The sequence below is a fragment of the Agrobacterium vitis genome, assembly GCF_013337045.2.
GTDB lineage: Bacteria > Pseudomonadota > Alphaproteobacteria > Rhizobiales > Rhizobiaceae > Allorhizobium > Allorhizobium vitis_B.
The window spans coordinates 409,285-432,830 of sequence record NZ_CP118259.1; the positions used below are offsets into that span (position 1 = coordinate 409,285).

Below are 23,546 nucleotides of genomic sequence, written 5' to 3' on the forward strand. Positions count from 1 at the left end.
CAGTTGAAGGAATTATGCGGTAGAGAAAGTGGAAACCGAGTTTTCCAAAGAGACAAATGGAAATAAGAGAGATCACAGTCCGTGTGGTTCACTCTGAACCTGACACACTCTCATTTCGCGTCCGTTCATCCGATATGCGCAGAGGACTGAAACTCATCCGGTGAAGGGGGCAGGGGCCATGATCGGCGATGGCTTTCTGGTGGACCTTGGTGCCGTAGCCCGCATGGGCATCAAATCCGTATTGGGGGAAGACCAGGGCGGCGCGCGTCATCATCCGGTCTCGTATGACCTTGGCGACAATCGATGCGGCGGCAATGGAGAGCGATCTTGCATCGCCTTTGATGACGGCGGTGCCTCCGCAGATCAATCCTGGAGGAACGTCCCGGCCATCGCAAAGCAGATGGGCGGGGGCCAGCGAAAGCCCGGCTGCGGCGCGGCGCATGGCGTCGAGACTGGCTTTGCGGATATCCCTGCGGTCAATATGGTCCGAGCCTGAAGAGGCGATGGAGACCGTTGCCGTTGCCAGGATCTGAATAAAAAGCGCCTCGCGTCTGGTCGCCGTAAGTTTTTTCGAATCGTTGAGACCGTCAGGAATGGCCTTGGGGTCAAGAATGACCGCTGCGGCCACCACCGGCCCAGCCAGCGGGCCTCGTCCTGCCTCATCCGTGCCGGCCACCGGCCAGCAACCCTTGGCTCGGAAACTCTCCTCTAGGGAAAAATCCGGTCCGGTCAGTGGCAGCGTGAAAAGATCGGGCATGTTGGATGGAGAACGTTTTGGCATGTGGCAGACGTCGCACATCACCGGGTTGGCTTGCAAGCCCATTGCATACTTCTTTAAACTGGATTCGATTTAAGGTGAGAATTATGCTGCAAATTTAGAGTGTTACAACGTCCTTTAGCCTATTATTAGAGTACACGGCGCGCCTTGATTCATTGGCTTCGCCCCCCCTCATCCCCCTGCCGGGGACTTCTCCCCGCGAGGGAGAAGAGGTCAACACGACAACACCGAGCCTCATCCGGAGGCTGCGGGCAAAGGAGTTTATCGGCTTTTGCCGCGCGTATAATGCACAAGAGGGTGCCGCAGGTCTCTTCTCCCCATCGGGGAGGAGCTGGCGGCAGGCGGATAAGGTGGCGGCAAAGCCAAGAGACGTTTGCGTCGTGTACTATCGCGTTTTATAAAACGCGCGGCGCTGTCATGCCGTTGATAAAAGGCTTCGGCGTCGCCTCGATGCAGAAGGATTGAAAGGGGTCGATCCCTCTACCCAAGACGCGACGCCGCGCCGGACAAGCGGTCAAGGAAACCGCTTCCGGCATTTCCGAGGGCCGCCCTTGCGGAAGGCGATGTGGCCTCGGAAAGAGAAGGTTCAAATTTATGTGCGTGCCGCCGGGTTGGATGGATAGCCGCAAACCCGGGGCGGATGTGCCTGAGCGATCAATCTCTTGCGCCCGCGCTGCCAAGCCTAACAATGGTTTGCTACAGCAGCGATAGCTGCACACCATTGCCCATAGGCGGGATGAACAGATCGTCGCGCAATTGCATGCTCCGACGGCCCATTCCGAGGCGCTTGGTGGCGATCTCGAAACGGCGGCTGATCTGCCAGGCATAGGGGCCAGTGCCTTTCATCCGCTTGCCGAATTCCGCATCGTAATCCTTACCGTCGCGCATCGAGCGCACCAGCGACATGACATGGCGATAACGATCAGGATAATGTTGCAGCAACCAGTCACGAAACAGCGGGCTGACCTCCAGTGGCAGGCGCAACAGCACATAGCTCGCCTCCGAGGCGCCAGCGGCCTTGGCAGCATCCAAGATGCGTTCGATTTCATGATCGTTGAGAGCCGGAATGATCGGCGACACCAATACGCTTGTCGAGATGCCAGCCTCGCTCAGCGCCTTGATTGCCTCCAGCCGACGGCTTGGGGTCGAGGCGCGAGGCTCCATGGTCCGGGCCAGTTTGCGGTCCAGCGTGGTGACTGAAATACCGACCTTGGCCAGGCCCTTCTCGGCCATATCGGCCAAAATGTCGATGTCGCGTAGCACCATTGCCGACTTGGTAACGATGGCGACCGGATGACTGGCCTCTTTCAAGACCTCAAGCAATTGCCGCATGATCCGCCATTCCCGCTCGATGGGCTGGTAAGGATCGGTATTGGTGCCGATGGCGATAGTGCGCGGCTTATAGCCTGGCTTGGACAGCTCCCGTTCCAACAGTTTCGGCGCATCCGGCTTGGCAAACAGCCGGGCTTCGAAATCAAGCCCTGGAGACAGGCCCATATAACTGTGGCTGGGCCGGGCAAAACAATAGATGCAACCATGTTCACAGCCGCGATACGGATTGACCGAACGATCGAAGGGAATGTCCGGCGAATCATTGCGGGTAATCACCGTCTTTGGCCGCTCCACCTGGACTTCGGTGCGGAACGGCGGCATGTCCTCGAGGCTTGCCCAGCCATCGTCTTCCAGCTGCCGCTCCAGCGTCTCGAAACGCCCGGAGGGATTGAGCCCGGCGCCGCGTCCGCGCCTGCGCGCGCCATCCACCCGAAGCCCTGAGGCGACCAGCAGCGCGTCGGCAATATCCGCCGTATTGGCAGGCTGAAAGGCAGCCTGCCTGACATCAGACAGTACGGTCATTTGGAACTCCTGACGGGCCAACCGGCCCTTTCATGAGCTGAGATCTAACGCTAAAATGAGAACAATTCAAGAACAAAATACCGATCTTGAAAACGTAATCATGGATTGCGTAAAATCTAAAATACACCAAAAAATATATTCAATAGTCGCGATGAGAAGTAAAAAACAGCATGTCCTGATTTATTCACTTGCTGATCCGTCTTCGATCAAATTCCAGTCAAGCACGGTTCACCCGTGGTAAAGCATGATGCATTGCGGTATGAGTAACGCATGTTGACTGTTATTATCGAATGCCGCGATCAGGAAAGCGAATTGGCGCAAACCTTGACCACCCTTGTCGCCGGGGCGGTGGAGGGTATTATTTGTGATGTGGTTGTTCTGGATCACGGGTCCAGCGATGGGACGTCGCGGTTGGCGGATGCAGCGGGCTGCCGATTTCACATGATCTGGGATTTGCGAGACGTGGTCTCGGCGGCGAGGGGCGAGTGGTTGCTGCTGGTCGAGCCAGGCGCCCGACCATCCTCTGGATGGATCGAGGAAGTGGCGGAATATGTGGCACTGAACAGCGCGCCAGCCAGATTTTCACCCTCACGACACCATAAGCGTCCGTTTTTTCGACGCTTCACCCGCCGCGGGCCACCGTTGGAACATGGGTTTTTGCTGCGAAAGAGCCAGGCTCAATCGCTGGTCAAGACAGGCATGAAGCTAGCCGATCTGGTCGTTGGCCTGAGGGGCAGGGCGCTGTCGAGTGAAATGGTGCCAGCCTGGGCGGTCCGTCAGGCACGGGCTTAACCTTGCCTGCTTATGTCACTGCGGCTTAGATAGTTTTGCTGGGCCTATTGCCATATTAGCCCAGCCAACGTGTCGTTTTACGCCTTGTCCCGTTTCAGATGCTCGGCCAGCCGTGGCATGATTTCCACGAAATTGCAGGGCCGATAGCGATAGTCCAGCTGTTGCGCGAGAATGCCATCCCAACCATCCTTGCAGGCACCGGGAGAGCCGGGCAGGACGAAAATGAAGGTGCCATTGGCAAGCCCGGCGGTGGCGCGAGACTGGATGGTCGAGGTGCCAATCTTATCGTAGGAAATCCGGTGAAACACGGCGGAAAATCCGTCCATCCGCTTGTCGAACAGCGGCTCCACCGCTTCCGGCGTCACATCCCGACCGGTAAAGCCGGTGCCACCGGTGGTGATGATCACATCGACATCCTGCGATTGGCTCCAGGCGCGCACCTGATTGGCAATCCGATCGGCATCGTCGGTGACAATGGCGCGGTCGATGAGCCGGTGGCCAGCTGATTCGATCCGTTCGGCCAACACATCGCCAGAGCGGTCATCGGCCAATATACGGCTGTCGGAAACAGTCAGAACGGCAATGCCGAGCGGAATAAAGGCGCGTGTCTCGTCTAATCCAGGCATGTCATGTCTCCAATACGGCATGTTTCCCGAACGTGTGGAGCCGTTCTGGGAAAGACATGCGAAAACACTAGTCTATAGCATGTCCGATGAATCCCGAACCACGCGATAGTTTATAGAGTCTGGCTTGCCTGAAAATACCAATCAGGCCTGTCCGTGAGAAGCCGTTTTTCAGCGGCGAGTGCGGCTTCATAGGTGGGATAAAGGCCGAAACAGGTGGCGCCGGAGCCGGACATCCGGGTGACAAGCGCGCCGGTTGCTTCGATCATCCGGCAAAGCTCGGCGATGTGCGGACACAGGATTTCGGCTGCGGGTTGCAGATCATTGCGCAATCGGCGGAGCGTTTCTGTCCATGGGGCTTGCTCTGCTACAGGTGGCAGCGGTCCAATCGGTGGATTGTCGCGCCGGGTCATCGCCTTGAAGATTGCCGGTGTCGACACCGCCTGCAACGGATTGGCGAGCAGGATGCCGAAGCGCGGCAAGGTCGGCAGGCGTGTCAATTCCTCGCCAATGCCTGTGGCACGCAATGATGTGCTTGCAAGGCACATCGGTACATCCGCTCCCAGCTTTAGGGCCAGATCCTCCAGGGCCGCTGGCTCAAGATGGCTGTTCCATAGGTGCTGTAAAGCCCTCAGCGTGGCTGCGGCATCGGCTGAACCCCCGCCAATGCCTGATGCAATCGGCAGATTTTTTTGTAAGGAGATGGCAACGGGCGGGGCGGGCAGGCCCTTGGCCAGAGTGGCTATCCGCAACAGATCCCGCGTCCGGATAACCAGGTTTCCAGCCGGATCTTCCGATTGAAGCTGGCCTGCAAAGCGCCCCGACAGGGTGAATTCATCCTGTCGGTCCGTTTCAACTGTGATCACGTCGCCATGTTCGGCAAATGTCACGAGCGTATCGAGAAGGTGGTAGCCATCATCCCGCCTGCCCGTGACATGCAGGGCAAGATTGATCTTTGCCGCTGCAATTTCACGAAATACGGTCATTCGGGTTCCTGCCTCGCCCTGTTTGAAAACCAAGGCATCGACGATGCCTAGTGGTCCGATTCCGACATTTGCATGCGTTTGCAGCACCCTCGAGAGCAAATGTCGGAATCTTCAGGACCACTAGGATTTCTTTTCAGGTTGATCCGGCGTTTGCGGCGTGGGTGCGGGCGCCGGGGCGACCGGCGGTGTGACTTCGGCTGCACCCGGCCCGGCGGGCAGGTCAGGCAGTCCCTTTTCCAGCTTTTCCTGCACCGTGGCGATCAGTTCCGGTTCCGGCTTGAAGGCCAGGACCTGACGCCACTGGAAGGTGGCTTCCAGCTTGCGGCCAACCCGCCAATAGGCATCGCCCAGATGGTCGTTGATGGTTGCGTCACCGGCCTTCAACTGCACGGCGCGCTCCAATTCCTCGACCGCTTCGTCATATCGGCCAAGCCGATAATAGGCCCAGCCGAGCGAATCGACGATATAGCCATCATCAGGCTTCAGCTCGACGGCTTTCTTGATCATCTCCAGGCCCTCCTGGAGATTGCGGTTCATATCCACCCAGGAATAGCCGAGATAGTTGAGAACCTGTGGCTGCTGGGGGTTGAGCTCCAACGCCTTGCGGAAGTTCGGCTCGGCCTGGTCCCATTTCTTCAGGCGCTCATAGGCAATGCCGCGCTGGAAAAATACCGGCCACTGGTTCTTTCCGGGGGCCGAACCGATAATCTCCGCAGCCTTGTCGTAATTGGCGGCCATCTCGGTGTAGTCCTTGGCATCCGACAGCACGCTGCCATAGGCCAGATAGGAGCGGATATCCTGAGGATCCGAGGCGATCAGCGATTTCAGATGGGCCTTGGATTCCTCGACTTTGCCGGTTTCGCCCAGCGCCAGACCCAGCTGCATTTCGGAAATCCGCCGCATCGGCGATTCGGCGGGCACCTGCTTGTATAAGGAAATGGCGAGATCGGTCTGCTTGTTGCCCTCGGCAATGCCACCCAGCATGATCAGCGTATCGGCGCTGTCGGGATCAAGCGCCCGCGACAATTGCAGATAGAGCGCAACCGTGTCCTGGGTTCCCTGGCGGTTCAGAGCGCCGCCGATTGAAAACAGCACTGAGGCTGCCCCTTCGTCGGCGGTGGCCACCTGCGGCTTGGGAACCTCGCCCTTTTCGATCCGCTCGCGCATGGCCTTGAAGGGCGGATAATTGTTCAACACTTCATCGCCAGCCGCCAGCGCATCGAGTGCCTTCTGCTTGTTGCCGGTCTTGGCTTCCAGCGTCGCAAGGGCCATGACGGCGCGCAGGAACGTGTCGGGTGCGGTCGCGCCGCCCTCGCGGTCGGTGATAACGCCGCTCAAATAGCTGCGGGCCTTGGTCTCGTCGCCAATGGCGGCAGCCATCACGCCCGCATTGTAATTCTTGAAAATTCCGTACCAGGCCGGGCCTTTCATCTTGTCGAGATCGGCAAGGGCTTCCTTGCCACGCCCGGCGCCCATTTTTGCCCAGGCGGTCAGAAGCGCATTGGTCAGCCGGTCGAGATCGTTCGGTCCCTTATAGGCAAGGATTTTTTCCGCTGCGCGGTACTTTTTGCCTTTGATGGCATCCAGACCGCGGACAATGGCGGTAATGCGCTCAACGGCCTGGTCCTTGCGCAATTCGGTGGCGTATTTCGCACCTTCCTCGAAGCGGCCAGCCATCAGCAGCGACAGCATGAGGCTTTCGCGGATTTCCAGGTCCTGCGGTTCGAAACGCAGCGCCTTCTCGTAGAGCGCTACGGCGGTGGTAAAATCGCGGTCGGTATTGGCTGTGCGGGCCGCAAGATAGGCGCCGGACAGGGTATCGACCTCATCGAGATCGAAGCCATCGACCGGCTGTTTTGCCGTTTCTGCCGCCATCGCCACCGGCGGAGCCAGGAAGGACGGGAGGACGCCCCCGCTAAAGGACACCAGAAGCAAGAGCGCTGTGCCCGAGAGGAAGCGTTTGGCAAAGATCTGCCGCATGAAGAAGCCTTTCAACCAAGATCACCGGTCATTCGACCGGATCGGGCAACCAGGGTCACCGGCCATTTTGGCCGGATCGGAAAATCCAAAATCAGGCCAGCGAATCAGAGGGCCGCGAGGGTCGCTGCCAGCCAGTTCGATCAGACCGGAACATGATATGTAAGAGCCTTGCCCCCACGTGACCAGTCAATGTGATGGCAACAGAATGGCTTTTTTGCGTAAGTGACATAAAAACCTCCCGGAGTTGACAAGCGTCAGAGTTTACAAGTCCCAGATTTCAAAAGGGCGAGAAGTTTGCAAGCGAAACTGGCCCCAGCGCTTCCAGGGTGAATATTCGAGGGTTTCGGTATTGCACCGAAAGGCTTTGTTTCTCTCTTTCAAGCATGCCAGACGCCAGGCCGAGACCTGGTTTGGCTGGAAATGGTCTAACTGACCCGTTCGATGCAGAAATCGATCACGTCCATCAGGGCATCTTTCCAGACGCCATCAGGCACCGGTGCCAGGGCATCGCGGGCGACATCGCCATAGTGAATGGCCCGCGCCACCGTATCGGAAAGACCGTTATATTTGGTAATCAGCCCCATGGCCTTTTCCAGATTGGCATCGTCATGCCTGCCGCCTTCCAGCGCTTCGCGCCAGAAGCCCCGCTCGGTCTCGTTGCCGCGCCGGTAGGCGAGAATGACCGGCAGGGTGATCTTGCCTTCGCGGAAATCGTCACCGGTATTCTTGCCGAGATCGGCGACCTTGCCGCCGTAATCCAGGGCGTCATCGACCAGCTGGAAGGCCAGGCCCAAATTCATGCCGTAGGATTTCAGCGCATTGCGCGCACCCTTGTCCGTTCCGGCGACGATAGGCCCGACTTCGGCGGCGGCGGCAAACAGCGCCGCAGTCTTGGCGCGAATGACCGCCTGATAATCGTCTTCGGTGGTTTCCATGTTCTTGGCGACAGAAAGCTGGAGCACTTCGCCCTCGGCAATCACCGAGGCTGCCGTTGACAAGACATCCAGCGCTTCCAGAGAGCCGACCTCGACCATCATCCGGAAGGCCTGGCCAAGCAGGAAATCGCCGACCAACACGCTGGCCTGGTTGCCCCAGATCATCCGCGCGGTGGATTTGCCGCGCCTCAGGTCGCTCTCATCGACCACATCGTCATGCAGCAGGGTGGCGGTGTGCATGAATTCGACGCTGGTGGCGAGCTTGATATGGCCTTCGCCCTCATAGCCGAACATCGCGGCAGAGGCCAGCGTCAGCATTGGGCGCAGGCGCTTGCCACCGGAGGAAATCAGGTGATTGGCGACTTCCGGAATCATCTGGACGTCGGAGCCTGCCTTGGACAGGATCAGTTGATTGACCCGCTCCATGCCGTTACGGGTAAGGTCCACCAGAGGTTGCACCGAGGCCTGTTTGTTTTTCTTGTCACCAAGCGGTATCACTGCGCCCAACTGTCCGGACTCCTGTTTATTCCTGTATCAGGACTGCGATACATCGTGGATTATCACACCACAAGACCGCGTTGGTCCCTTATATCCAAGGCTCAATGTCATCTCAATCCCAACCGGGACTAGCCCAACCGGATTTGGCCCAACCGGATCGGGCAATTATCATCGCTTCGACCCAACTTACGGTTTTTTTGCCTGACTGTCGCGTCATCAAGCGGTGTTTGCGCGAAAATTCGAGACATAATGCTGAAACAAACATAAAAAGCCGTTGGCGGCCCGGCAAGAGCGGAATTTTGCTATCCCGCAGATTTGATAGGACTCATCATCGCATGCATGAACTCATTCGCACCAATGACGCCGTTTTACTGTCCTTTGCCCAGAGCCTGATGAAGGATGCCGGTATCGAGAGCCTGATCGCCGACCAGTCGATGAGCATTCTGGAAGGATCGCTTGGGCTTTTGCCGCGCCGTTTCCTGGTTGAGCCGGGCCGGGCTGAGGAAGCGCGGCGCATCCTGATCGATGCCGGTCTTGGCGCTGAATTGCGCGACGGTGCGGCATAATCAAGAGATAAAGGCCATGGCTTTTGAAGGGACCGTCTCTGATATCATCAACGAAACCGTCGATGCCTTCCATCGCGGCGGCTTTTTCCTCGTGCAACCAAAAGGGCGCGGTCATCGCGCTGGCATGGATGCCATGCTCCTGGCGGCGCTGGTGGTGGATGGAGGCGCGGTCGCGGATCTCGGCGCAGGCGCAGGCGGCGCGGGTCTGGCTGTCGCCTCGCGTCTGCCGAGGGCCACGGTGACGCTGGTCGAGCGCTCCCCTGACATGTTGTCCTATGCGCACAAGACCCTCGGTCTGGCCGAGAATGCCCATCTGTCCGACCGGGTAAACCTGGTCGAGGCGGATGTAACGCTGACGGGTCGGGCGCGCCGGGCGGCGGGATTACCGGATGACACTTTCGATCATGTGATCATGAACCCACCCTTCAATGACGGGCGCGACCGTATGACGCCTGACAGCCTGAAGGCCGAGGCCCATGCCATGGACGGGGATCTGTTTGAACGCTGGCTGCGCACCGCTGGTGCGATCATGAGGCCCGGCGGGCAATTGTCGCTGATTGCCCGGCCGCAATCGGTCGCCGAGATCATCGCCGCCTGCGGCAAACGCTTTGGCGGCATCGAGATCACCCTCATCCATCCAAGGGAGGGCGAGAGTGCTATCCGACTGCTGCTGACGGCGATTAAAGGCTCGCGCGCCCGGCTCACCTTCCGCAGCCCGCTGATCATGCATGGGCCTGAAGGTCATGCTTTCCTGCCGCAGGTCGATGCGCTCAACAATGGCCGAGGGGCCTATCCGAGGCTGGACATCAAGGCGATGTGACAGGTCGCCGTGGCGGGTCATCCGGCAAAAATCACCGCCGTCATAGTGCCCTTGCCATTGCGTTTACGCCTTCAGGACTTACATGACTGTTCGGTTTGATACAGCAAAGGATGTGACGCATGGCGGGTCTATGGAAGCGGTGGGTGCCGAAGCGGTTTCGCAAGCAGGAAATCGTCATTCCGGTCGTGCGGCTGCATGGCGCGATCATGAGCGGCGGCAGCCGGTTTCGCCCGGCGCTGAACCTTGCCGCTGTCGCCCCGCTGCTGGAAAAAGCGTTCAAGTTAAAGGATAGCCCGGCTGTGGTGCTGTCGATCAATTCGCCGGGTGGCTCTCCGGTGCAATCGCGGATGATCTACCAGCGCATTCGCACGCTGGCCGATGAACACAGCAAGACCGTGCTGGTGTTCGTGGAAGATGTGGCAGCCTCCGGCGGCTATATGATTGCCCTTGCCGGTGATGAAATCATTGCCGACCCGACCTCGATTGTCGGCTCGATCGGTGTGGTCTCCGGCGGTTTCGGCTTTCCCGACCTGCTGAAGAAGATCGGCGTCGAGCGGCGCGTCTACACGGCTGGCGAAAACAAGGTGATGCTCGATCCGTTCCAGCCGGAAAAGCAGAGCGATATCGACTATCTGAAAACCCTTCAGCTGGATATTCATGACGTTTTCATCGATATGGTCAAGACGCGGCGCGGCATCCGACTTAACGATAATCCGGAGCTGTTTTCCGGCCTTTTCTGGACCGGACGCAAGGGTTTCGAGCTTGGTCTGGTCGATGGACTGGGCAGCATGCGCGAAGACATCAAGGCGCGCTATGGCAAGACAGCCCGGCTGGAATTGATTTCCGGGGCGCGCGGCCTGTTCGGCAAGCGTCTGCCGGGCGTTGATACGGCACTATCTGCTTCGGGCGATATCGGCAGCGCCGCCGCCGCCGGTCTTGTCGAGACGCTGGAAGACCGGGCGCTGTGGGCGCGCTACGGGCTTTAGATATGCTTGATGTCATCTGGGTTTTGGCGAGAGCGGGGCTTTCGGAGGTGCGGGCGACCTGATAAAGAAAAGTGATGTCCTCTCGGTTTTCCAGCGGGCAGTGTGATCCGTTGGCGAGCAGGCAGCATGACGCGCATTCTCTTTTTCATCATATTGATCGGTCTTGCCGTCTGGTATTACCGGCGCTGGAGCGCATCGGTAGCGCAGCGTAAGACTGTGAATGCCCATCGCCGCAGCGGGCGCGACAGCGATGCGATTACCACCCTGGTCAAGGACCCGAAGACGGGTGAATACCGGGTGAAGCAGGACGACTGATAGGCAGAGCCATTGAAAATGGCTTTTGCGGTGATGCTAAGAAGAGTGCGTTAACATCTTCTTGCTTTGCCACGCGATGGCAGTCTGCGCATATCGCCCCTTATAGCCGACCTTGGAGCAGGGACATTTGCGCCCAAGAATTGCGTAGCAAACAAGAATAACGTGCTACGGCAGTGTGGTTATGCAACTTGGCTTGCATCATGCTGGAATTATGATTTTATAATCGGGAACAACCTGCTGGTGAAACCTGTTTCACTGCGTTGGCGGTACGTCTGCCTGATCCCCTATGGGTCAGGACAGGGATTATACAAAGCCTGTAAACTCTTACAGTGAACCGGAATGCGCCCGAAGAGCGCTCGGCACTGTGATCCTATGATGTAATACTATGAACCTGGGGGATCTTGGCATTGTCTTTTCCGGAGGCGAAACAGGCTTGGCCTTGTTCTCTTGCATCGATCAGCACAGATGATTTCCTGGCCGGAGGCGGCAAGATTGGTGAGATGATCCGCCATTTCGACTGGGCGGCGACATCGCTCGGTCCGATCAAGAGCTGGCCGCTATCGCTGAAAATCACCATGCGAATGGTGTTGGCCTCTCGCCAGCCAATGTGCTTCTGGTGGGGGCCGGACCTGCTGCAATTCTATAACGATGCCTATGAGCCGATACTGGGCCTGCGCAAGGACAAGGCGCTGGGGCGGCCCTTTACCGAGATCTGGGCGGATGTCTGGGAAGGGGTCCTTCCCTATGTGCGCAGCGCCCTGGCCGGCAAGGCGACATGGGAAGAGAATTTACCCCTGGTGATGACCCGCAATGGGTTTGCGGAACAGACCTACTGGACCTTTTCCTATAGCCCGCTTTACGGCGACGATGGCGCGGTGCATGGGCTGCTGAACATCGTCACGGAGACGACGCAGGCCGTCCTTGATCGCCGGGCGCTGGAAACGAACCATGAGGAAACCCGCCAGCATCTTCGCCAAAAAGAAGCATTTGAGCAGGAATTGCGCCTGCTGAACGGCGAACTCGCGCATCGGGTGAAAAACATGCTGGCCATGGTGCAATCCATTGTCGGCCAGACCATGCGCGGCGCACAATCGCTGCCGCAGGCGGCAAGTCTGGTTTCGGCCCGTATCCAGGCCTTGTCCAAGGCACAGGACCTGTTGACCGGCAAGAGCGTGGCCTCGGCGGATATTGCCGAAGTGGTCGAAAATGCCATCGAACCGCATCGCGACAGTTCTGAACGCTTCCTGATCACGGGACCTTTATCCATGCAGGCCTCGTCGCGCCAGGCGCTCGGCCTGTCGCTTGCCCTGCATGAGCTTGCCACCAATGCCACGAAATATGGATCGCTGTCGGTAACGGGCGGCCAGGTGCAGGTGGAATGGGGCAATCAGCAGGATGGCCGGTTCTTTCTGCGCTGGAGCGAGCGCGGCGGGCCAACCGTGTCTGAACCGCAGCGTCGCGGCTTCGGGTCCAAGCTGACCGAGCGCGTCGTGGCCGATCTGTTTCGCGGCGAGGCGAAGATTGATTTTGCCCCCGATGGCGTGGTGTTTCTGCTGCGCGGGCAATTGGATCAGGTCGCGGGCCATTGAGCAACCGGTGTGGCCGAGCCATCTCCCTCCTTGAGGGGGAGATGGCTGGCAAGCCAGAAGACGGCATCCCTCCCGCTACTGCATAATTCTTTAAACCGGAATCGGTTTAAAGAGAAAATTATGCAGCAGATATAAAGCGCTACAGCGAAACTTTGTGCGCCATCTATGGCGCACGGCGCTGGTGCCCCCCCCTTTCCCCTCCACTCTTTATACGCTAGAACCAGTTCAGGATCGGTTGTAACGCACCGATCCCGGAGCGTAGAAAACTCCGCAAAGAGCGGCCGGTGTCGGTCGTTATAAAGACACCCCTCAGCCATAGGTTTGTGGCTGAGGCGGTGGGCTATGTCTATATGGTCCACTCTCCACCTTCTATGGTCGGGGAGGCCTTGGCGTATGTCCAGAGCTTCGGCTTAAAGGCCAGGGCGGTCGTCTCTTTGCGGCTTTTCTACCTCCCCGATCGCCAGAGACGTTCTCTGGCGATCGCTTGGTTTTCAAGCGTGGGAGGCAATGGACAATGGCCGATTACAACCTCTGGGCCGATCTTTTCGATACGTGGCAATCCTCATCCGACTGGATCAAGGCGCTCGCCATCCTGACACCGCCGGTTTTTGCGATCAGCGTGTTGGCGCTGCTGCTGCGCCACAGGCGGGAGAGACCGGGAAACCCACCCCAAGCGACAATTTACCAACCGCCACAGCGCCCGGAAGACTCGGCGGAGATAATCGATGTCACCATTCTCGACGCGGCAACCAACCTTCAAGCCCGATTAGAGGAAGCCCGCCGCACCCTGCTGCCCCAGAATCGCACCCTGCCCGATAGCGAAGAATTGGGACGCCGCACCATCCGTCAGCAAATCGAACAGATCATTCTCGAAGAATACCACCGCCGGTCCGATCCGGCTGACGCCCTTGAGCGCGTGCGGGAATTCTTGAGACAACACCAGACCCAGCAGCAAGACGGTCGTCAAACTGAGGATTGACGATAGGCAAGATGGTGACGGCCCGCTCAAGCTACGGTAATCTGAAGGAGAGTGAGCGGCATATCAAAACGTTTGCGTCGTGTACTCTGGTTCAATGTGAGCCTGACAGACTCTGGCAAGCGACGTCCTCTGGCAAGCGACGCCACTCTTGACCGCAAAGGCCGCGCATGGCAGGTCAGACTGACCCTTTGACTTCGATGATAAATGCAGGTTCCCATGACGCTTCCTCTCGCTCCTTCGGCTTCCGCCCCGCATATGGACCCGAAGCGCTCCTTTCAGGCGCTGATCCTGACGCTGCACAATTACTGGGCCGACAAGGGCTGCGCCGTGCTGCAACCCTATGATATGGAAGTCGGCGCTGGTACGTTTCACCCGGCAACGACGTTGCGTGCGCTTGGCCCCAAGCCTTGGAAGGCTGCTTACGTTCAGCCCTCGCGCCGTCCTTCCGATGGCCGCTATGGCGAAAATCCCAATCGCTTGCAGCATTACTACCAATATCAGGTGATCCTGAAGCCGAACCCATCCAACCTGCAGGAGCTATATCTTGGCTCGTTGAAGGCCATCGGTCTCGATCCGCTGCTGCATGACGTGCGCTTTGTGGAAGACGATTGGGAAAGCCCAACGCTGGGCGCCTGGGGTCTTGGCTGGGAATGCTGGTGCGACGGCATGGAAGTCTCGCAATTCACCTATTTCCAGCAGGTCTGCGGCATCGAATGCTCGCCGGTGGCGGGCGAACTGACCTATGGTCTGGAGCGTCTGGCCATGTATGTGCAGGGCGTCGACAATGTCTATGACCTGAACTTCAACGGCCGCGAAGGCGAGGAAAAGATCTCCTATGGCGATGTTTTCCTGCAAGCCGAGCAGGAATATTCCCGCCATAATTTCGAATATGCCAATACCGAAATGCTGCTGCGGCATTTTACCGATGCCGAGAAGGAATGCCAGGCGCTGCTGGATGCCGGTGCGCCGGGCGAAAGCGCCAATCAGGTGCTGCATAAATGCGTATTCCCGGCCTATGACCAGTGCATCAAGGCCTCTCACGTCTTCAACCTGCTCGATGCGCGCGGGGTGATTTCCGTGACTGAGCGCCAGAGCTATATCCTGCGGGTGCGCACCCTGGCCAAGGCGTGTGGCGAGGCCTTTTTGCAGACCGATGCCGGTGGCGCGAATTTCGGCAAGGCCGCGTAAGAGTTTGGAAACGGCTGGGGAGAGGGCAAGGGCATGACGCTGGACACCCTTCTCCGGCGAATGACATGGATGCGGCGCGGCTGGCTGATTCTGGCCGCTCTCTGCGGGGTGTTTTATTTCATCCTGGTGCCGTTTTTTCTCTACACCGCCTGGGTCCAATATGTGGTGGCGGCCACCGGCTTTGCGACCTCTACCGGCGTCACCAGCTGGCTGGCGCAGGGTGTTGGTCGCTGGGCGGCTTTCATCGAGATTGGCGCCTTCGCGTTTCGGGTTGCAAGCGCCTGTTTCTGGCTGGCCTGGCTCTGGTTTGCCGTTCACTTCGCCGCCCGTCTTTCACCCGATGCGCCACCACGACTTGGCCCCTGGGTCTCGGTGATCTGCTGGTTCGTGCCGATCATCAAATATATACTGCCTCAGGTGGTGATGATGGAAATTGCCCGCATCACCATGCGCGATGACCACGCTCCGCCGGAAGGACAAGCGCCGGATCATGATTTGCCAGCTCTGAATGTTCGAGACTTGTACTGGCTCGCCCCATCCATTCTGGTCTGCAATCTGGTGAGCCTGACGGTGATGAATGTCGTATCGCAGGCTCTGGCCGACCGGTTGCAGTTCTCGGCCCATAGTCAACATATCCTGCATCTTGCTGCTGCCGGTGGGGTTGCGACCCTGCTTTCGCTTTTGGCCATGGATGCCTATGCCCGTACGATGGCGAAAGCCCAGGAAACCAGGCTGGCACGGTTGTTCCTGGATCGCGATCTGCCTGAAGCTTGAAGGGGTTGGCACATTGAAGATTGCAATGGAAACGGCGGCGCGCTACTTGCATAAGTCCTTAAGCCGGAAACGATTTAAGGAATTATGCAGCAGGCAAAAGCCCGGTTAACCCACGGACATGCTCATGACCCTTACCGCCCAGACCGCCGAAGCCCTCACCATCCTGCCGCCCGCAAAGCCGTTAACCGGCCATGTCAGCCCACCCGGCTCGAAGTCGATCACCAACCGCGTGCTGCTGTTGGCGGGTCTGGCCAATGGCACCAGCCGGTTGACCGGCGCGCTGAAAAGCGATGACACCCGCTATATGGCGGATGCGCTGAGAGCCATGGGCGTCACCGTCGAGGAACCTGATGGAACCACCTTCGTCGTGACCGGCGCGGGCCTGTGGCGCGCCCCTGATCAGGCATTGTTTCTGGGCAACGCCGGGACAGCGACCCGCTTCCTGACGGCGGCGGTGGCGCTGGCCAATGGCCGTTTCACCATCGACGGCGACGAGCATATGCGCAAACGGCCAATCCAGCCGCTGGTCGATGCGCTGCAATCGCTGGGCGTGGCGATTGCCGCCCCAAGCGGCTGCCCGCCGGTTGCCATCGATGCCAAGGGCGCGTTTGCCAAAAATCGGGTGGTGATCGATGCCGGTCTCTCCAGCCAATATGTTTCGGCCCTGCTGATGGCCGCGCCGATGGCGGGCGAGGCGTTCGAGGTGGAACTGGCCGGCAGCGAGATCGGCGCGCGCGGCTATATCGACCTGACGCTTGCTGCTATGCGCGCCTTCGGCGCCCGCATTGAGCAACCGTCCGAAACCATCTGGCGGGTCGAGCCGACCGGCTACAAGGCAAGCGATTTCCACATCGAGCCGGATGCCTCCGCCGCCACCTATCTCTGGGCTGCGGAAGTGCTGACCGGTGGCAAGGTCGATATCGGCACGCCAGCCGGGCAGTTTACCCAGCCGGATGCCAAGGCCCATGCTGTCATTTCCGCTTTCCCGCAGATGCCCGAGGTGATCGACGGCAGCCAGATGCAGGACGCCATCCCGACCATTGCCGTGCTGGCGGCCTTCAACCAAACACCGGTGCGTTTCGTCGGCATCGCCAATCTGCGTGTCAAGGAATGCGACCGTATCCGGGCGCTTTCGACCGGCCTCAACGCCATCCGCCCCGGCCTTGCCACAGAAGAGGGCGACGATCTGATCATCGCCGCCGACCCGACGCTGGCGGGACAGACCCTGCCCGCGAAGATCGACACCTTCGCCGATCACCGCATCGCCATGAGCTTTGCGCTGGCGGGCCTGAAAATCTCCGGCATCACCATTCTTGATCCCGGCTGCGTGGCCAAAACCTATCCCGGCTATTGGGACGCGCTGGCCTCGCTTGGGGTGGACTATCAGAACGACTGATCCGCTTACAATGGCAGTTTGCCATTGTAAGCCCCCTCACAATTTTGCTAGCAGGGTCTACCTGTAAAACCACTGGCCTCGTCTTGTTGAGGCAAGGAAAAGACACATGCCCGATCTTCTGCTTGAACTTCGCTCCGAGGAAATCCCCGCACGCATGCAGCGCAAGGCGGCGGGTGATCTGAAAAAGCTGGTCACCGATGCACTTGTCGATGCGGGCCTGACCTATGAGGGTGCGCGGGAATATTGGACGCCGCGCCGGCTGGTGCTGGACATTCGCGGCCTGACGGCCCGCTCTGCCGATGTCAAGGAAGAGCGCAAGGGACCAAGCGTCTCGGCGCCGGAAAAGGCCATTGAGGGCTTTCTGCGCGGCGCGGGGCTTGCCTCCATCGATCAGGCCGTGGTCAAGACCGATCCCAAGAAGGGCGATTTCTACGTCGCGATGATCGATAAGCCGGGCCGGTCAGCGGAAGAGATCATCACCGAGGTGATGCCCGGCATTATCCGTAGTTTTCCCTGGCCGAAGTCCATGCGATCAGGTGCGGCTTCCATGCCGAAGGGATCGCGGTTTGGCGGCATCGAGGGCAAGGGGTCGGAAAGCCTGCGCTGGGTGCGGCCGCTGCAATCCATTCTCTGTACCTTCGGCTCCGAGCATGACGAAGTGGCGATCATTCCCTTCGACATCGACGGGATCACCGCCTCCAACATCACCTATGGCCATCGGTTCCACGCGCCGGATGCCATCACCGTGCGGCGCTTCGACGATTATGTCTCGAGCCTCGAAAAGGCCAAGGTGATCCTTGATGCCGAACGGCGCAAGGACATCATCCTGCACGACGCCCGCGATATCGCCTTTGCCAACGGGCTGGACCTGGTGGAAGATGAGGGCCTGCTGGAAGAAGTGTCCGGCCTGGTGGAATATCCGCAGGTCCTGCTCGGCACGTTTGAGGCCGATTACCTGTCGATCCCCTCGGAAATCATCCGGCTGACCATCAAGACTAACCAGAAATGCTTCGTCACCCGGCCAATTGGCGAGAGTGATGCGCTCTCCAACCATTTCATCCTGATCTCCAACATCGCCGCCCATGATGGCGGCGCGGAAATCATCCACGGCAATGGCAAGGTGGTGCGCGCCCGCCTGTCCGACGCCCTGCATTTCTGGAAGCGCGACCAGGGCAATTTGCCGGATCTGGAAACGCTGCAAGCCTCTGCCGCAAAATTCGGCCTCGACCTGAAAAAACCGCTCGACCAGCGGATGGCCAAGCTGGATGCGTTGAATGTGACCTTCCACGCCAAGCTCGGAAGCCAAGGCGAGCGGGTGGCCCGCATCCGCGCTTTGGCCAAGGTTCTGGCTCCTGTCGTCGGTGCAGATGTTGCCTTGGTTGACCGCGCCGTGGTGCTGGCCAAGGCCGATCTGCGCACCGAAGCGGTCGGCGAATTCCCCGAACTGCAAGGCTTGATGGGCCGCAAATATGCAGCGCTCCAGGGTGAGCCTGAGAGCGTGGCTGCGGCCATCGAGGATCATTATAAGCCGCAAGGCCCATCGGACCGCCTGCCGGAAGACAAGGTGGCGATTACGGTGGCGCTGGCCGACAAGCTGGATACGCTGGTTGGTTTCTGGGCGATTGATGAAAAGCCGACAGGGTCGAAGGACCCGTTTGCACTGCGGCGGGCAGCGCTGGGTGTGGTGCGGATTTTGTTGGAGAAGAATGTGCGGTTGCCGTTGTTGGATGTTATAACAACAGCATATGTTGCGCTTCACCAAGCCCAGAAATCAACGTGGGTCGTCGGACGAGAAGAGGGTTTCGTCTATTTCAATTCCAGTGTTGTTCCGCATGACATAACGTCTTACGAAACCGAGTGGGAAGAGTACGCTGAAGCTGTTCTACATGAGCGTTTTAGAGCGCGGGCAGAAAAAGCGACTGTCATCATGACAACGGCCCAGGGTGGGTGGAATATTGCAGCTTTATCTGACGTATGTGTCTCGATTATCGAGTTCTTCCACGAGCGCCTGAAAGTCTACCTCCGCGATCAAGGCGCACGTCACGACATCATCGACGCTGTGCTCGCCGCCCCCTCATCCGGCCCTGCGGGCCACCTTCTCCCCGCTGGGGAGAAGAGGGAGCTTGGCGATGCTGTGTCGGCCTCCTCTCCCCAGCGGGGAGAGGGCAGCGCGGCTGTCCGGCAGGGTCATGCAGCGCAGGGTGAGGGGGCTTTCTCTGCCGCCGCCGACCTACTCATGGTCGCCCGCCGTGCCGAAGCGCTCACCGCTTTCATCACCTCCGAAGACGGCAAGAACCTGTTGGCTGGCACCAAGCGCGCCACGCAGCTGCTGGCAGCGGAGGAAAAGAAGGGGACGGTGGTGGCCGATGGCGTGTCCGAGGCGCTGCTGACACTCGACGCCGAAAAAGCGCTTTATGCCGCCATCACCCAGGCTACCCAATCCGCAGCCGAGGCCGTGGCTAAGGAAGATTTCCGCTCCGCCATGCAGGCACTGTCCACCCTGCGTGCGCCAGTGGATAAGTTCTTCGAGGATGTGCTGGTCAATGACGAAGACGCTGCCATCCGCGCCAATCGTCTGGCACTGTTGAAAGCGATCCGCGAGGCAACCGGCACGGTGGCGGATTTCTCCAAAATCGCCGGGTAAGGTCGCCGGATGATTCGATGGTCGGGTCGGGCATATTGGCCTGCCCCGCCTGTCATTGCGCAAAATGCGCGATAGGCTTATATTTATCTGGTCGCGCTGGTGTTGGGCGCATGCGTTTTGAGGCAGATGGATGGCGAAGCCGGTAGACATTGCGATCAGCGACCAGTTCGCTCCTTTCATCGACCGGCAGGTTGAAAGCGGTCGTTACGGTTCGTCACGTGAAGTGGTTGAAGCCGGTCTGCGTTTATTGGAGCAAGAGCAGCGCAAGCTGAACACCCTCCGTCAGGCGTTGGCGGATGGGGAAAACAGCGGACCTGCCCGTAAAATCGACAGGCAATCCTTCATCAACGATTTGCGCAGCGGCCTTTAAACCAGTGGGTGAATACCGGCTTCGCCCTGCCGCAGAGCAGGATCTTCGTGAAATCTGGTCCTATGGAATTGAACGCTGGTCACATGAACAGGCTGAGCGCTATCTCAACCTACTCTTCGACAAGTTTGAGGAGATCGCGGCGTTCCCCGATGCCGGTGAGGATGTATCCTGGATCAGAAGGGATTATCGTCGGCGTAGAGTGGGTGTTCACTTGGTTTTCTATCGAAAATTGGAATTTGCCATCATCGACATTATCCGTGTTCTTCACGAACGCATGGATGTGGAACGCCAGCTTGGCTAGAGCATCGTGCAGAAAACCGGAATCAGCGCGATGCTCTCAGTTTTTGTTTGCGCATCGGATTTATCCGAAAACCGGTTCCCACTTTTCGGTCCGATGCTCTCATGATCGATAAAATCCTGATCAGCGCCTGCCTGATGGGTCGTCCGGTGCGCTATGATGGCAAGGGAAAGCCCCTGCATCATCCCGCTATTGCCCGCTGGCAAGACGAGGGGCGGCTCGTTGCGTTCTGCCCGGAACAGGCCGGTGGCCTGCCGACCCCGCGTCCGCCAGCGGAAATTGAGCAGGGCGGCAATGGGGAGGATGTGCTGCATGGCCGCGCCCGTGTTGTGGAAGTGACTGGCGGCGATGTCACCGCAGAGTTCATCGCCGGTGGCCGTAAGGCGGTGGATGTGGCGCTGGAACAGGGCTGCCGCTATGCGCTATTGATTGATGGCAGCCCGTCCTGCGGCTCCGGCTTTATCTATGACGGCTCGTTTTCGGGAAAACGCCATCCGGGTTTCGGTGTGACAGCGGCACTGTTGAAACAGGCGGGTGTTGCGGTGTTTTCAGATAGGGATGTCGAGGCGCTGGAGGCAGTGCTTTCAAGCGTCTCTTAATAGACAAAGCCGCCGGATTGCTCCGCCGGCTTTGTCTTGGGAGTGATCTGTTTCAGCCCGCCCGGCGCATCTGTTGGGCCATGCCACCAAGAGCCGCACCATCAGCCTGCTGGTTGACGCGAAAACCCTGGATCAGGTTGAGAAGGTCGCCGGTGTCATTGGCGAGAAGCTCGGCTGAGGCAGTGGTTTCCTCGGCCATGGCGGCATTCTGCTGGGTGGTGGTGTCGAGCACGTTGAGCGCGGACGAGATTGAGCGCAGAGTCGTATCTTGTTCCTGGGCGCTGGCGGCAATCCGTGCCACCACTTCGTTGGCCTCGGTGATCTGGGTGGAAATCCGCTTCAGAGCGTCACCGGTGCGTCCCACTAATTGCACGCCTTCATTGACCTGGGCCGACGAGCGGGCGATCTGCGCCTTGATTTCCTTGGCGGCTGCCGCCGAGCGTTGTGCCAGTTCGCGCACTTCCTGGGCGACGACCGCAAATCCCTTGCCGCTTTCGCCAGCACGCGCTGCTTCCACACCGGCGTTCAGCGCCAGAAGATTGGTCTGGAAGGCGATTTCGTCGATCACCCCGATGATCTTGGTGATTTCCTCGGAGGATTTTTCGATACCGCTCATTGCCTCAATGGCGTGGCTGACAATGCCGTCGCTCTGCTGGGCTTCCTGGCTGACCGATTTCACCCGGCTTGCCGCCTCGCGGGCACCATCAGCGGTCTGGCGGATTGCCACGGTCAGTTCGTCCAAGGCTGCCGAGGTTTCTTCCAGATTGGCGGCCTGACGCTCGGTGCGGCTTGAAAGTTCGCCGGAGGCGCGGCGGATTTCTTCCTTGCTGACACTGATATCGTTGCCCTTCAGGCTGACGCGGGCCATGGCCTGCTCCAATCGGGTCAGGGCATCGTTGAAATTATGACGCAGATCTTCGTATTTGGTGCCGAGATCGGCGCAGCGCACGGTCAGATCGCCGGTCGCCAGCTTTTCCAGCGAGGCACCGATGGTGGCAACCACATGCGCCTGGGCGCGGGCCTCTTCAGCCTGCCGGTCTGCGTTCTGCTGGCGCTCGCTGTCCAACTCGCGCTGCTGTTCCTCCTGGCGGGCCACCATGGCATGGCGTTCGCGCACCTTTTCCTGCAAGGATTTGGTGGCCTTGGCCATCATGCCGACTTCATTGCTCATATTGGTGTGGGGAATGGCCAGGGTGACGTTTTCATCGGCCACAGCCCGCAGCGCATCGTGAATGGCCGTCAGTGGCCGCGAAATGCCACGGATTACCACATAAGCGGCGGCAAGACCGATGACGAAGACGATCAGGCCCATGGACATGGCCTTGAAGATGGCCGCATTCACTTCCGCATCGAGATCATCCATGTAAAGGCCTGTCACGACGACCACACCCCAGGGCTCAAAGGCCTTGGCATAGGAACTCTTGCGGAAATCATTGCCTTCCTGACCCGGCTTGGGACCATAGAAATCGGTGCGGCCACCACCAGCCTTGCCAAGCTTGACCAGTTCGTCACGATAGGCAAAGCCCTTGCTATCGGCCTTGCCCTTGAAATTCTGCCCGACCCGCTTCGGATCGGGATGAAACAGCATGGTCACATCATAGTCGTAGCCAAAGAAATAGCCGTCCGGATCGAATTTCAGCGCGTTGATTGTCTCATAGGCCTGCTTTTGCGCATCGGCCCGCGACAGGGTTCCCGCCACTTCCTTGGCATTGTAAAGCTTCATCACCGAAATGGCGGTTTCCACCTCGGTGCGCAGCATTTCATAGCGTTGGGTATAGATGGTTTGCTCTGAGGAGCGGATCTGGAAGAATGTCGCAATCGCGAAAGCTGCCATCAATCCGCCGACCAGAAGGAACAGTTGCAGCGAAATCCTGAGATTTTTCATGGGTCTCTTCCAGCCTCGATCAATTTTCAAGGATTATAGTGGAATTTGCTAAAAAAAGCATAAAGGCGGTGTTTTAACGGCCATTGGTTGTATTTTGTCAACTATTGGTGGCTGGTTGTGGGGCGCTTTTATGTCGCAAATGGCAAATGCAGTGGCACCGTTTCGGAGTGTTGCTTCATCTACACCAACGGTCGGCAGCGGAGGGATTATTTCAGGCGCAGTTGCATGCTGGCAGCATCGAGAGGGCGATGATCATCGCCGACGGCTGCGGTGGTCGTTGCCGTGTCGAGCCCGTCTCCGGCCAGCCCCACCAATTGATTGTCATGGTCCAGCCAGCCATCCGCCTTCTGAACGAAGGTGACGGGCGAGCCGCCCAACCAGGCTTCAGTGCGCAGCAGCTGTTTATGGCCGTTGTTATCGCGAAGCTCGATCCGCTGGGTGCCTTCCGCTAGGATTTCTTGGGCCTGTTCCGGCGCTTTTATCGGGGCGCTGGGTGGGCAGGCTGAGCAGGACATGGCCGAAATGCTGGGCGTTGCCACGTCGCCGCCACCGATTATTTCGATGGACGAGGCCTGCGCTGTCTGTGACAGCAACAGGGTAGCAAGAGTGGCGATCACGACACGCATTGACTGGTTCCTCAACGGCTGGCTCCTCAAATTCTTGGGGAGAGATTAGCCAAAGGATGTTGTCG

At 58.9% G+C, this 23,546-nt stretch carries 22 protein-coding genes; 14 read left to right on the forward strand and 8 right to left on the reverse strand.

Features of this window, described 5'->3' with window-relative positions:
• Positions 1 to 88: 88 nt before the first annotated feature.
• Both G6L01_RS01875 and G6L01_RS01880 read right to left on the reverse strand, forming a co-directional pair.
• The gene (locus G6L01_RS01875; RefSeq protein WP_070167865.1) at positions 89 to 781 is read right to left on the reverse strand and encodes a ribonuclease HII; all 693 of its coding nucleotides are present in this window, start codon (positions 779 to 781) and stop codon (positions 89 to 91) included.
• Between the two features lie 693 nt (positions 782 to 1,474).
• Positions 1,475 to 2,632: a PA0069 family radical SAM protein gene (locus G6L01_RS01880; protein WP_070167583.1), complete on the reverse strand. Its 1,158-nt coding sequence runs from the start codon at positions 2,630 to 2,632 to the stop codon at positions 1,475 to 1,477.
• 270 nt (positions 2,633 to 2,902) lie between these two features.
• Between G6L01_RS01880 and G6L01_RS01885 the strand changes: the two genes are divergently transcribed.
• Positions 2,903 to 3,424, forward strand: a complete 522-nt coding sequence (locus G6L01_RS01885; protein ID WP_070167584.1) for a glycosyltransferase family 2 protein — start codon at positions 2,903 to 2,905, stop codon at positions 3,422 to 3,424.
• A 77-nt stretch (positions 3,425 to 3,501) separates the two neighbouring features.
• Here G6L01_RS01885 and moaB read toward each other — a convergent pair whose 3' ends face one another.
• The 4 genes from moaB to G6L01_RS01905 form a co-directional block, all read right to left on the reverse strand.
• Positions 3,502 to 4,050 carry a molybdenum cofactor biosynthesis protein B gene (moaB, locus tag G6L01_RS01890; protein WP_070167585.1) on the reverse strand — a complete coding sequence of 183 codons (549 nt, stop codon included), beginning with the start codon at positions 4,048 to 4,050 and terminating at the stop codon, positions 3,502 to 3,504.
• A 110-nt stretch (positions 4,051 to 4,160) separates the two neighbouring features.
• Entirely contained in the window at positions 4,161 to 5,033 is an 873-nt protein-coding gene (locus tag G6L01_RS01895; RefSeq protein WP_070167866.1) for a 4-(cytidine 5'-diphospho)-2-C-methyl-D-erythritol kinase, read from the reverse strand.
• 120 nt (positions 5,034 to 5,153) lie between these two features.
• Entirely contained in the window at positions 5,154 to 7,013 is a 1,860-nt protein-coding gene (locus G6L01_RS01900) for a tetratricopeptide repeat protein (protein ID WP_070167586.1), read from the reverse strand.
• A gap of 425 nt (positions 7,014 to 7,438) precedes the next feature.
• Complete coding sequence (locus tag G6L01_RS01905; RefSeq protein ID WP_070167587.1) at positions 7,439 to 8,455, reverse strand: polyprenyl synthetase family protein; 1,017 nt, start codon at positions 8,453 to 8,455, stop codon at positions 7,439 to 7,441.
• Positions 8,456 to 8,781: 326 nt separating this feature from the next.
• Here G6L01_RS01905 and G6L01_RS01910 point away from each other — a divergent pair, with 326 nt between their 5' ends.
• From G6L01_RS01910 to G6L01_RS01970, 13 genes are all read left to right on the forward strand, one after another.
• The gene (locus G6L01_RS01910; RefSeq protein ID WP_041696271.1) at positions 8,782 to 9,012 is read left to right on the forward strand and encodes a putative signal transducing protein; all 231 of its coding nucleotides are present in this window, start codon (positions 8,782 to 8,784) and stop codon (positions 9,010 to 9,012) included.
• A gap of 16 nt (positions 9,013 to 9,028) precedes the next feature.
• Positions 9,029 to 9,832, forward strand: a complete 804-nt coding sequence (locus G6L01_RS01915) for a tRNA1(Val) (adenine(37)-N6)-methyltransferase (RefSeq protein ID WP_070167588.1) — start codon at positions 9,029 to 9,031, stop codon at positions 9,830 to 9,832.
• A 119-nt stretch (positions 9,833 to 9,951) separates the two neighbouring features.
• Positions 9,952 to 10,818: a S49 family peptidase gene (locus G6L01_RS01920; protein WP_070167589.1), complete on the forward strand. Its 867-nt coding sequence runs from the start codon at positions 9,952 to 9,954 to the stop codon at positions 10,816 to 10,818.
• Positions 10,819 to 10,944: 126 nt separating this feature from the next.
• Positions 10,945 to 11,133, forward strand: coding sequence for a hypothetical protein (locus G6L01_RS01925; RefSeq protein WP_070167590.1), 189 nt, complete (start codon positions 10,945 to 10,947; stop codon positions 11,131 to 11,133).
• 401 nt (positions 11,134 to 11,534) lie between these two features.
• Complete coding sequence (locus G6L01_RS01930) at positions 11,535 to 12,722, forward strand: HWE histidine kinase domain-containing protein (RefSeq protein WP_234891936.1); 1,188 nt, start codon at positions 11,535 to 11,537, stop codon at positions 12,720 to 12,722.
• A 514-nt stretch (positions 12,723 to 13,236) separates the two neighbouring features.
• A complete protein-coding gene (locus G6L01_RS01935) occupies positions 13,237 to 13,701 on the forward strand; it encodes a hypothetical protein (protein ID WP_071206275.1) in 465 nt (154 codons plus the stop codon).
• Between the two features lie 255 nt (positions 13,702 to 13,956).
• A complete protein-coding gene (locus G6L01_RS01940) occupies positions 13,957 to 14,889 on the forward strand; it encodes a glycine--tRNA ligase subunit alpha (protein ID WP_041697566.1) in 933 nt (310 codons plus the stop codon).
• 33 nt (positions 14,890 to 14,922) lie between these two features.
• Positions 14,923 to 15,663: a DUF4328 domain-containing protein gene (locus tag G6L01_RS01945; RefSeq protein ID WP_070167592.1), complete on the forward strand. Its 741-nt coding sequence runs from the start codon at positions 14,923 to 14,925 to the stop codon at positions 15,661 to 15,663.
• A gap of 124 nt (positions 15,664 to 15,787) precedes the next feature.
• Positions 15,788 to 17,059: a 3-phosphoshikimate 1-carboxyvinyltransferase gene (locus tag G6L01_RS01950; RefSeq protein ID WP_070167868.1), complete on the forward strand. Its 1,272-nt coding sequence runs from the start codon at positions 15,788 to 15,790 to the stop codon at positions 17,057 to 17,059.
• A 106-nt stretch (positions 17,060 to 17,165) separates the two neighbouring features.
• A complete protein-coding gene (gene glyS / locus G6L01_RS01955; RefSeq protein ID WP_070167593.1) occupies positions 17,166 to 19,703 on the forward strand; it encodes a glycine--tRNA ligase subunit beta in 2,538 nt (845 codons plus the stop codon).
• Between the two features lie 130 nt (positions 19,704 to 19,833).
• The gene (locus G6L01_RS01960) at positions 19,834 to 20,073 is read left to right on the forward strand and encodes a type II toxin-antitoxin system ParD family antitoxin (protein ID WP_070167594.1); all 240 of its coding nucleotides are present in this window, start codon (positions 19,834 to 19,836) and stop codon (positions 20,071 to 20,073) included.
• Positions 20,000 to 20,374 (forward strand): type II toxin-antitoxin system RelE/ParE family toxin, encoded by a 375-nt coding sequence (locus G6L01_RS01965; protein WP_081344257.1) that lies wholly within the window; start codon positions 20,000 to 20,002, stop codon positions 20,372 to 20,374. The genes G6L01_RS01960 and G6L01_RS01965 overlap by 74 nt, the downstream gene beginning before the upstream one ends.
• Positions 20,375 to 20,475: 101 nt before the next feature.
• Positions 20,476 to 20,970, forward strand: coding sequence for a 2-thiouracil desulfurase family protein (locus G6L01_RS01970; RefSeq protein ID WP_070167596.1), 495 nt, complete (start codon positions 20,476 to 20,478; stop codon positions 20,968 to 20,970).
• A gap of 52 nt (positions 20,971 to 21,022) precedes the next feature.
• On the opposite strand, the gene G6L01_RS01975 is transcribed toward G6L01_RS01970, so the two are convergent.
• Both G6L01_RS01975 and G6L01_RS01980 read right to left on the reverse strand, forming a co-directional pair.
• Positions 21,023 to 22,855 carry a methyl-accepting chemotaxis protein gene (locus G6L01_RS01975; protein WP_070167597.1) on the reverse strand — a complete coding sequence of 611 codons (1,833 nt, stop codon included), beginning with the start codon at positions 22,853 to 22,855 and terminating at the stop codon, positions 21,023 to 21,025.
• 206 nt (positions 22,856 to 23,061) lie between these two features.
• Positions 23,062 to 23,481 carry a plant virulence effector HPE1-like domain-containing protein gene (locus G6L01_RS01980; RefSeq protein WP_070167598.1) on the reverse strand — a complete coding sequence of 140 codons (420 nt, stop codon included), beginning with the start codon at positions 23,479 to 23,481 and terminating at the stop codon, positions 23,062 to 23,064.
• Positions 23,482 to 23,546: the final 65 nt, after the last annotated feature.

Coding starts and splice junctions, on each gene's coding strand:
- G6L01_RS01875 (WP_070167865.1), bottom strand. CDS start 781: ATGCCAAAACGTTCTCCATCCAACATGCCCGATCTTTTCACGCTGCCA.
- G6L01_RS01880 (WP_070167583.1), bottom strand. CDS start 2,632: ATGACCGTACTGTCTGATGTCAGGCAGGCTGCCTTTCAGCCTGCCAAT.
- G6L01_RS01885 (WP_070167584.1), top strand. CDS start 2,903: ATGTTGACTGTTATTATCGAATGCCGCGATCAGGAAAGCGAATTGGCG.
- moaB (WP_070167585.1), bottom strand. CDS start 4,050: ATGCCTGGATTAGACGAGACACGCGCCTTTATTCCGCTCGGCATTGCC.
- G6L01_RS01895 (WP_070167866.1), bottom strand. CDS start 5,033: ATGACCGTATTTCGTGAAATTGCAGCGGCAAAGATCAATCTTGCCCTG.
- G6L01_RS01900 (WP_070167586.1), bottom strand. CDS start 7,013: ATGCGGCAGATCTTTGCCAAACGCTTCCTCTCGGGCACAGCGCTCTTG.
- G6L01_RS01910 (WP_041696271.1), top strand. CDS start 8,782: ATGCATGAACTCATTCGCACCAATGACGCCGTTTTACTGTCCTTTGCC.
- G6L01_RS01915 (WP_070167588.1), top strand. CDS start 9,029: ATGGCTTTTGAAGGGACCGTCTCTGATATCATCAACGAAACCGTCGAT.
- G6L01_RS01920 (WP_070167589.1), top strand. CDS start 9,952: ATGGCGGGTCTATGGAAGCGGTGGGTGCCGAAGCGGTTTCGCAAGCAG.
- G6L01_RS01925 (WP_070167590.1), top strand. CDS start 10,945: ATGACGCGCATTCTCTTTTTCATCATATTGATCGGTCTTGCCGTCTGG.
- G6L01_RS01935 (WP_071206275.1), top strand. CDS start 13,237: ATGGCCGATTACAACCTCTGGGCCGATCTTTTCGATACGTGGCAATCC.
- G6L01_RS01940 (WP_041697566.1), top strand. CDS start 13,957: ATGGACCCGAAGCGCTCCTTTCAGGCGCTGATCCTGACGCTGCACAAT.
- G6L01_RS01945 (WP_070167592.1), top strand. CDS start 14,923: ATGACGCTGGACACCCTTCTCCGGCGAATGACATGGATGCGGCGCGGC.
- G6L01_RS01950 (WP_070167868.1), top strand. CDS start 15,788: ATGACCCTTACCGCCCAGACCGCCGAAGCCCTCACCATCCTGCCGCCC.
- glyS (WP_070167593.1), top strand. CDS start 17,166: ATGCCCGATCTTCTGCTTGAACTTCGCTCCGAGGAAATCCCCGCACGC.
- G6L01_RS01960 (WP_070167594.1), top strand. CDS start 19,834: ATGGCGAAGCCGGTAGACATTGCGATCAGCGACCAGTTCGCTCCTTTC.
- G6L01_RS01965 (WP_081344257.1), top strand. CDS start 20,000: ATGGGGAAAACAGCGGACCTGCCCGTAAAATCGACAGGCAATCCTTCA.
- G6L01_RS01970 (WP_070167596.1), top strand. CDS start 20,476: ATGATCGATAAAATCCTGATCAGCGCCTGCCTGATGGGTCGTCCGGTG.
- G6L01_RS01975 (WP_070167597.1), bottom strand. CDS start 22,855: ATGAAAAATCTCAGGATTTCGCTGCAACTGTTCCTTCTGGTCGGCGGA.
- G6L01_RS01980 (WP_070167598.1), bottom strand. CDS start 23,481: ATGCGTGTCGTGATCGCCACTCTTGCTACCCTGTTGCTGTCACAGACA.